This window comes from Microbacterium sp. NPDC097977 (assembly GCF_040302605.1).
Taxonomy (GTDB): domain Bacteria; phylum Actinomycetota; class Actinomycetes; order Actinomycetales; family Microbacteriaceae; genus Microbacterium.
Genome location: NZ_JBEOUR010000113.1, coordinates 1 through 6624, shown reverse-complemented (window position 1 = coordinate 6624; position 6624 = coordinate 1). Strand labels below are relative to the sequence as shown.

The 6624-nt window shown below is 68.9% G+C and carries 9 protein-coding genes; 6 read left to right on the top strand and 3 right to left on the bottom strand.

Annotation, left to right across the window (positions count from 1 at the left end):
- The 3 genes from ABTZ43_RS16570 to ABTZ43_RS16560 form a co-directional block, all read left to right on the top strand.
- Positions 1-673: GlgC family sugar phosphate nucleotidyltransferase (locus tag ABTZ43_RS16570; protein ID WP_350539564.1), on the top strand; the 673-nt coding region annotated here is incomplete at its 5' end.
- 42 nt (positions 674-715) lie between these two features.
- The gene (gene serB, locus ABTZ43_RS16565; protein ID WP_350539566.1) at positions 716-1399 is read left to right on the top strand and encodes a phosphoserine phosphatase SerB; all 684 of its coding nucleotides are present in this window, start codon (positions 716-718) and stop codon (positions 1397-1399) included.
- Between the two features lie 32 nt (positions 1400-1431).
- Entirely contained in the window at positions 1432-2142 is a 711-nt protein-coding gene (locus ABTZ43_RS16560; RefSeq protein ID WP_056418094.1) for an alpha/beta fold hydrolase, read from the top strand.
- Positions 2143-2144: 2 nt separating this feature from the next.
- Here the strand turns inward: ABTZ43_RS16560 and ABTZ43_RS16555 are convergent, their stop codons facing one another.
- Positions 2145-2852: a beta-ketoacyl-ACP reductase gene (locus ABTZ43_RS16555; protein ID WP_350539563.1), complete on the bottom strand. Its 708-nt coding sequence runs from the start codon at positions 2850-2852 to the stop codon at positions 2145-2147.
- Between the two features lie 134 nt (positions 2853-2986).
- Between ABTZ43_RS16555 and ABTZ43_RS16550 the strand changes: the two genes are divergently transcribed.
- From ABTZ43_RS16550 to ABTZ43_RS16535, 3 genes are all read left to right on the top strand, one after another.
- A complete protein-coding gene (locus ABTZ43_RS16550) occupies positions 2987-3565 on the top strand; it encodes a DUF4190 domain-containing protein (RefSeq protein ID WP_056418098.1) in 579 nt (192 codons plus the stop codon).
- A gap of 51 nt (positions 3566-3616) precedes the next feature.
- Complete coding sequence (locus ABTZ43_RS16545; protein WP_350539562.1) at positions 3617-3973, top strand: DUF3099 domain-containing protein; 357 nt, start codon at positions 3617-3619, stop codon at positions 3971-3973.
- 187 nt (positions 3974-4160) lie between these two features.
- Positions 4161-4976, top strand: coding sequence for an SURF1 family cytochrome oxidase biogenesis protein (locus ABTZ43_RS16535; protein WP_056418104.1), 816 nt, complete (start codon positions 4161-4163; stop codon positions 4974-4976).
- A gap of 69 nt (positions 4977-5045) precedes the next feature.
- Here the strand turns inward: ABTZ43_RS16535 and ABTZ43_RS16530 are convergent, their stop codons facing one another.
- Together ABTZ43_RS16530 and ABTZ43_RS16525 are read right to left on the bottom strand one after the other, a co-directional pair.
- A complete protein-coding gene (locus ABTZ43_RS16530; protein ID WP_502885424.1) occupies positions 5046-5630 on the bottom strand; it encodes a pyridoxamine 5'-phosphate oxidase family protein in 585 nt (194 codons plus the stop codon).
- Positions 5631-5659: 29 nt separating this feature from the next.
- The coding region (locus tag ABTZ43_RS16525; RefSeq protein ID WP_350539561.1) for an ABC-F family ATP-binding cassette domain-containing protein at positions 5660-6624 on the bottom strand (965 nt) is incomplete at its 5' end.

Sequence of the window (6624 nt, the reverse complement as noted above, 5' to 3'; positions counted from 1 at the left end):
CTCTCCGCACGAGGTCCTCGCATCCATGGGCAACTACATCTTCGACGCCGACGCGCTGATCGCTGCGGTCGAGGCCGATGGGGAGTCTCCCACCTCGGGGCACGACATGGGCGGCGACATCGTGCCGTACTTCGTCGACCGCGGCGAGGCCGGCTACTACGACATGAAGCAGAACGACGTCCCCGGGTCGTCGCCGCGAGACCGCTCCTACTGGCGCGACGTGGGTACGATCGACTCCTTCTTCGATGCCCACATGGACCTGATCTCGACCCTGCCGATCTTCAACCTGTACAACATGGAGTGGCCGATCCACTCGCAGGCGGTCAACTCCCCGCCTGCGAAGTTCGTGCGCGACTCCGTGGGGCGCATCGGCAATGCGATCGACTCGATCGTGTCTCTCGGGTCCGTGCTGTCCGGAACGCACCTCGAACGCAGTGTGGTCGGGCCGTGGACCCTTGCGGGCGGCGGTTCCACCATCACCGACTCCGTCGTCTTCGACGGCGTGCGCGTCGGTGCGGGCTCCCGCGTGCACCGCGCGATCCTCGACAAGAACGTCGTGCTCGCCGACGGGGCGACGGTCGGTGTCGATCGCGAGCGAGACCTCGCTCGGGGCTTCACGGTCACCGAATCGGGGATCACCGTCGTGGGCAAGGGACTCTTCATCGAACGCTGAGCCCGAAAGCTCCTCCGACGCCGCCCGGCGGACGATCACAGCATCCGTGGTCGTCCGCCGGGCGGCGTCGCTGTCGCTAGGCTCGAAGCCGTGACCTCTGCGCGCTTCCTCGTCGTCCTCGATGCCGATTCCACCCTGATCCGCAACGAGGTGATCGAACTGATCGCCGACGAAGCGGGGCGCCGCGCCGAGGTGCAGGCCGCGACCGAGGCGGCCATGCGCGGCGAGATCGACTTCGCGACGAGTCTGCGCTCGCGGGTCGCCGCCCTCGAGGGGGTCCCGGTCTCCGCATTCCCGCGAGTGCTCGCCCGGATCGAGCCGACCCCGGGGGTGCGCGAGCTGACCTCCGCCGTGCATGCACGGGGCGGAGTCGTCGGCGTCGTCTCCGGAGGTTTCCACGAGATCCTCGACGACGTGGCTCCGGGTCTGGGCGTCGACCGGTGGCGCGCGAATCGGCTCGACGTCGTCGACGGCGCCCTGTCCGGTCGCGTCGACGGCGCCATCGTCGACGCCGCGGCCAAGGCGGCGTCGTTGCGCGAGTGGGCGGACGAGCTGGGAGTCCCCCGCCACGCGACCATCGCCATCGGAGACGGCGCCAACGATCTGCAGATGATGGCCGCGGCGGGCCTCGGCGTGGCCTTCAACGCCAAGCCCGCGGTGCGTGCGGCCGCCAGCATCGTCGTCGGCCCTCAGGACCTGTCCGAGGTCATCGCGCTGCTTCCGTAGCGGATGTCGGCGGCTCGGTCTATCGTCGCCGCATGGACATCATCCTCATCCCCGGACTCTGGCTCGACGCGTCGAGCTGGAGCGACGTCACATCCGATCTCGAACGGGCGGGGCACGCGGTGCATCCGCTCACGATGCCCGGGGTGGGTGAACCCGCGGATCAGTCCTCGGAGATCGGCATCTCGGACTGGGTCGAGGCCGCCGTCGCGGCGGTCGACGCGGTCGTCGACACGGCGGGCGGCCCGGTCGTGGTCGTCGGTCACAGCGGCGGCGGCAACGTGGCGTGGGGCGTCGCCGACGCTCGTCCCGACGCCGTGTCGCGCGTGGTCTTCGTCGACACGGTGCCGCCACCGTCCGGCATGGGCATCAGCGAGTTCGAGGTCGTCGACGGCGTCATACCGTTTCCGGGCTGGAACCACTTCCCCGCTGAAGACGTCGACGACCTCGATGAGGCGACACGCGCCCGCACCGCACCCCTCACCGCCAGCGTCCCCGCTCGGGTGCCCACCGATCCGATCGAGCTCGCCTCAGGCGGCCGGCACCGTGTTCCGGTCACCATGCTCATGGGCGGCTTCGACCAGGAGACCCTCGAGTCCGAGCTCGCCGAGTGGGGGCCCTACGCCGACGAGTTCCGTGCGATCGACGACGTCGAGGTCGTGCGGATCGGGTCCGGCCATTGGCCGCAGTTCTCGGTTCCGAGTCGTCTGGCGACCCTCATCGATGCGGCGGTCGTCCGGCGCTGAGGTCAGTGCCCCATCCCGAGACCGCCGTCGACCGGGATGACCGCCCCCGAGATGTAGCCGGCGTCGTCGCCCGCCAGCCAGGTCACGACGCCGGCCACCTCGTCGGCCGTCGCGAAACGGCCGGCGGGGATGTTCGCCTTGTACTGCTTCTGCGTCTCCTCCGGCAGTTCCGCCGTCATGTCCGTCTCGATGAACCCCGGCGCGACGACGTTCGCCGTGATGCCACGTCCGCCGAGCTCACGCGTGAGCGAACGCGCGAATCCGACGAGCGCGCTCTTGGACGCCGAGTAGTTCACCTGTCCCGCGGACCCGTACAGTCCCACGACGCTGGAGATCAGGATGATGCGTCCGAACCGAGCGCGCAGCATGCCCTTGGACGCGCGCTTGACCACCCGGAACGTGCCGCCGAGATTGGTGGCCACGACGCTGTCGAAGTCGTCTTCGCTCATGCGCAGCAGCAGAGTGTCCTTGGTGATTCCGGCGTTGGCGACGACGATCTCGATCGGTCCGAGCTGCTGCTCGACCTCGCTGAACGCCGCGTCGATCGCGGCGGCGTCGGTGACGTCGGCGCGCACGGTCAGCGTGCCTTCCGGACCCTCGCCGCTGCGAGCCGTGACCGCGACACGGAAACCTTCGCTGACGAATCGTTCGGCGATCGCACGGCCGATGCCGCGGTTGCCACCGGTGACGAGGACGACGCGAGAACTCATTTCCACTCCTGATCTGGCCACTGCGGGTCGGGCCTGGTCGAGGACGATTCTATCGAGGATGCTCCTCCGCGACCGGCGGCACGTTTGACAGGGGACCTCGGTGCTGGAACGCTGAGCCTGACGAAAGGCACCACGTGAGCGACAACAGCATCCCCACTTCCTCGGGAGACCCGCAGCAGACCCCGCCTCCCGCGCAGCCGTTCGCCCCGGCACCGCCCGCTCCCCCGTATCCGGCGGACACGACGGGCCAGCCGACTCAGGCCTACCCCGGTGCTGCGCCGTCGATCCCCGGTCCGCCGCAGCCGTACGGAGCGCCTTCCTCGCAGCCCTACGCCGTCGCCCCGACCTACCCCGCACCCCCGCAGCAGCCGTACGGCTCGGCCGCTCCCGGGTACCAGACCTACGCCCCCGCGTACCCGGCGGCTCGTCCCGCCAGCGGACTCGCGATCACGTCGCTGATCTGCGGAATCGCCGGCGTCGTCCTCTTCTGGGCGGTGGTGCCGCTGCTCGCGTCGATCATCGCCGTGATCACGGGCCACATGGCGCTGAAGCAGACCAAGCAGAACCCTGCGATCGGTGGGCGCGGCATGGCTTTCGCCGGCCTCATCATGGGCTACATCATGGTCGCCTTCCTCGTCATCGGCATCGTGATGACGATCATCAGCATCGTCTTCTTCGGCGCCTTCACACTGCCCTTCATCTTCTCGTCCTGAGCCACATGAAGGGGCGCCAGAGCGTCCGCACCGGCGTAGGCTTGACTCATCGTGAAGAGCAAGTCGCAGGTCCCGGCTGTCACCTCACTGCCGCAGTCGCCGCAGGCCGAGGCGGACCACCGCGTGCGCCGCTACGCGCTCACGATGACGATCCGCATCATCTGCTTCGCGCTGATGATGTTCGTGCAGCCGTACGGCTGGTACACGTGGGTCTTCGCCGCGGGCGCAGCGGTTCTTCCCTACATCGCCGTCGTGTTCGCCAATGCGGGAAGCGACAGCACCGAGACCGCCGCGGAGTCCCCGGTGCAGCAGATCGAGGCGGCACCGCCCGCCAGCCCTGCTCCCATGGTCGAGGCATCGGATCCCGGCGTCTTCCTGATCCGCGAGACGCGTCGGGACGACGAGTGAGCGAACTGCAGTGCTCGCGCGCCGGATGCCGGAGCGCGGCCTCGAAGCAGGTGGTGTGGCGGAACCCTCGCATCCACTCCGCCGATCGGGAGAAGATCTGGCTCGCGTGCGATGAGCACGTCGAGTTCCTCCACGATTACCTGTCAGCTCGGGACTTCCCCGTGACCGTGAGAGATGGTGTCCCCTCATGAGCACCCGGCTCGGCCGCTGGACCGTCTACGTGCTGATCGCGATCGGATTCGCGATCGCCTGCGCGTTCCTGTCGAACTGGCAGTTCGAACGCAACGTGACCCGTGCGGAGCAGATCGCTCTCGTCGAGAAGAACTACGATGCGGACCCCGTGCCCCTCGTCGACCTCATCGGCGCCGACGGATCGCTCGACCCCGGAGACGTCTGGCACCCGGTGGTGCTGAACGGCGAGTACCTCCCCGACGAGCAGCTGCTGGTGCGCAACCGACCGCACGGCGGTACGAGCGCCTTCGAGGTGCTGGTCCCTTTCCGTGATGCAGACGGGCGGGTGTTCATCGTCGACAGGGGGTGGGTGCCGCCGGGCGAGGGCGATGCTCCCGATGCCGTGCCCCTCCCGCCGTCCGGTGAGGTCGAGGTCATCGTCCGCCTGCGCCCGGGCGAGCAGCTCCCGGCATCCGGTCGCGGTGCTCCTGAGGGCCAGGTCCCCACGATCAACCTCCCTGCGATCGCCGGGATGGTGGGGGGAGATGTGGTCACCAGCGCCTACGGTCAGATCGTCAGCGAGGACCCGAGCGGAGAGGGAACCCTCGGCGGGTTCGACTCGCCCACCGACGATCCGGGCCCGCATCTCTCGTACGCGATCCAGTGGATCCTGTTCGCCTTGATGGGCTTCGTGTTCATCGGATACATCATCCGCACCGAGATCGTGAAGCATCGCGAGGAGGTCGAGGGCGCACCTGCCCCCGTCAAGACGCCGCGTCGACGCGACAAGGATGCCGACGTCGAGGACGAGCTGCTCGACGCGAACGTCTGACCCGTCCGTACGTCTGAGCCGTGCGTGTGAGCGGCCGAGTCGATCCTGCCGCTCCGTCGACGCTGACGCTCAGTCGACCGTGACGCTCCGGGACCAGCCGGCACCGTCGGGGACGTACACCACCCGCGTGTGTCGGCGATCGCGGGAGCCCTGCCAGAATTCGATGCGCTCGGGGACGATGCGCCAGAGAACCCAGTCGCCGTCGGCCACGCCCGCGCGCGCGGCCGGAGATCGGGCGGCGAGGTCGGCGGCGCTCTCCTCCGCGCTCGCCTCCTCGACCCGACCGCGCACCCGTACGGCACGGACCTGAGGCTGCCACCAGAAGTTCAGCGCCGCTGCGGGAGCAGCGCTCAGCTGCGCGCCCTTGCGCGACGACCGGGTGCTCGCGATCGCCCACCCGCGCTCGTCCACGCGTTTGAGGATGAGCGTGCGCGCATCGGGGACGCCCGCCGCGTCGACCGTCGCGAGCGTGACGGTGTGCGGCTCCGGCACGCCCGCCGCAACCGCCGCGCGCAGCCACTCGCCGAAGAGAACCGTCGGATCGTCCGGCAGCGCCTCGGGATCCCACTGCGGAGCAGTCCCGGTGAGCGCGTGCCGCCCTCGCAGCCAGTCGTTCAACGGGAGGGTGTCGGAGTCAGAGCCGTCATGCGTCACGGTTCGACCCTATGACACTCGGCGCCGGATCAGGCGAGCTCGATGAGGTCCTGGTAGTCCTGGCTCCAGATGTCCTCGACACCGTCGGGCAGGATGAGCACGCGCTCGGGGTTGAGCGACTGCACCGCGCCCGGGTCGTGCGAGACGAGCACCACGGCGCCCTCGTAGTGCGCGAGCGCTCCGAGGATCTCCTCGCGCGATGCGGGGTCGAGGTTGTTCGTCGGCTCGTCGAGCAGGAGCAGATTCGCCGACGACACGACGAGAGTCGCGAGCGAGAGTCGGGTCTTCTCCCCACCCGAGAGGACACCCGCCGGCTTCAGCACGTCGTCGCCGGTGAAGAGGAAGGACCCGAGCACCTTGCGGGCTTCCATCTCGGTGATGTGCGGCGCCGCCGAGACCATGTTCTCGAGCACAGAGCGGTTGACGTCGAGGTTCTCGTGCTCCTGTGCGTAGTAGCCGACCTTGAGGCCGTGTCCGGGCTCGAGCTGCCCGGTGTCCGGCTCGTCGACACCCGCGAGCATGCGCAGCAGCGTGGTCTTGCCCGCACCGTTGAGTCCGAGGACCACCACCTTGGATCCCCGGTCGATCGCGAGATCGACGTCGGTGAAGATCTCCAGCGAGCCGTAGGACTTCGACAGCCCGGTCGCCATCATCGGGGTCTTGCCGCAGGGGGCCGGCTTCGGGAAGCGCAGCTTCGCCACGCGGTCTTCCTGGCGCACGTCGTCGAGTCCGGCGAGCAGCTTCTCCGCGCGGGCGATCATCTGATGCGCCGCGGCGGCCTTCGACGCCTTCGCACCGAAACGGGCCGCCTGCAGCTGCAGCGTCGTCGCCTTCTTCTCGGCGTTGGCGCGCTCCTTCTTGCGGCGCTCCTCGTCGGCCACACGCTGGCGCAGGTAGTTCTTCCAGTTCATGTTGTACGTGTCGATGATCTGACGGTTCGCATCGAGGTAGAACACGCGGTTGACCGTCTCGCCGACGAGCTCGACGTCGTGGC

Coding starts and splice junctions, on each gene's coding strand:
- ABTZ43_RS16555 (WP_350539563.1), bottom strand. CDS start 2,852: ATGAGTTCTCGCGTCGTCCTCGTCACCGGTGGCAACCGCGGCATCGGC.
- ABTZ43_RS16535 (WP_056418104.1), top strand. CDS start 4,161: ATGAGCACCCGGCTCGGCCGCTGGACCGTCTACGTGCTGATCGCGATC.
- ABTZ43_RS16560 (WP_056418094.1), top strand. CDS start 1,432: ATGGACATCATCCTCATCCCCGGACTCTGGCTCGACGCGTCGAGCTGG.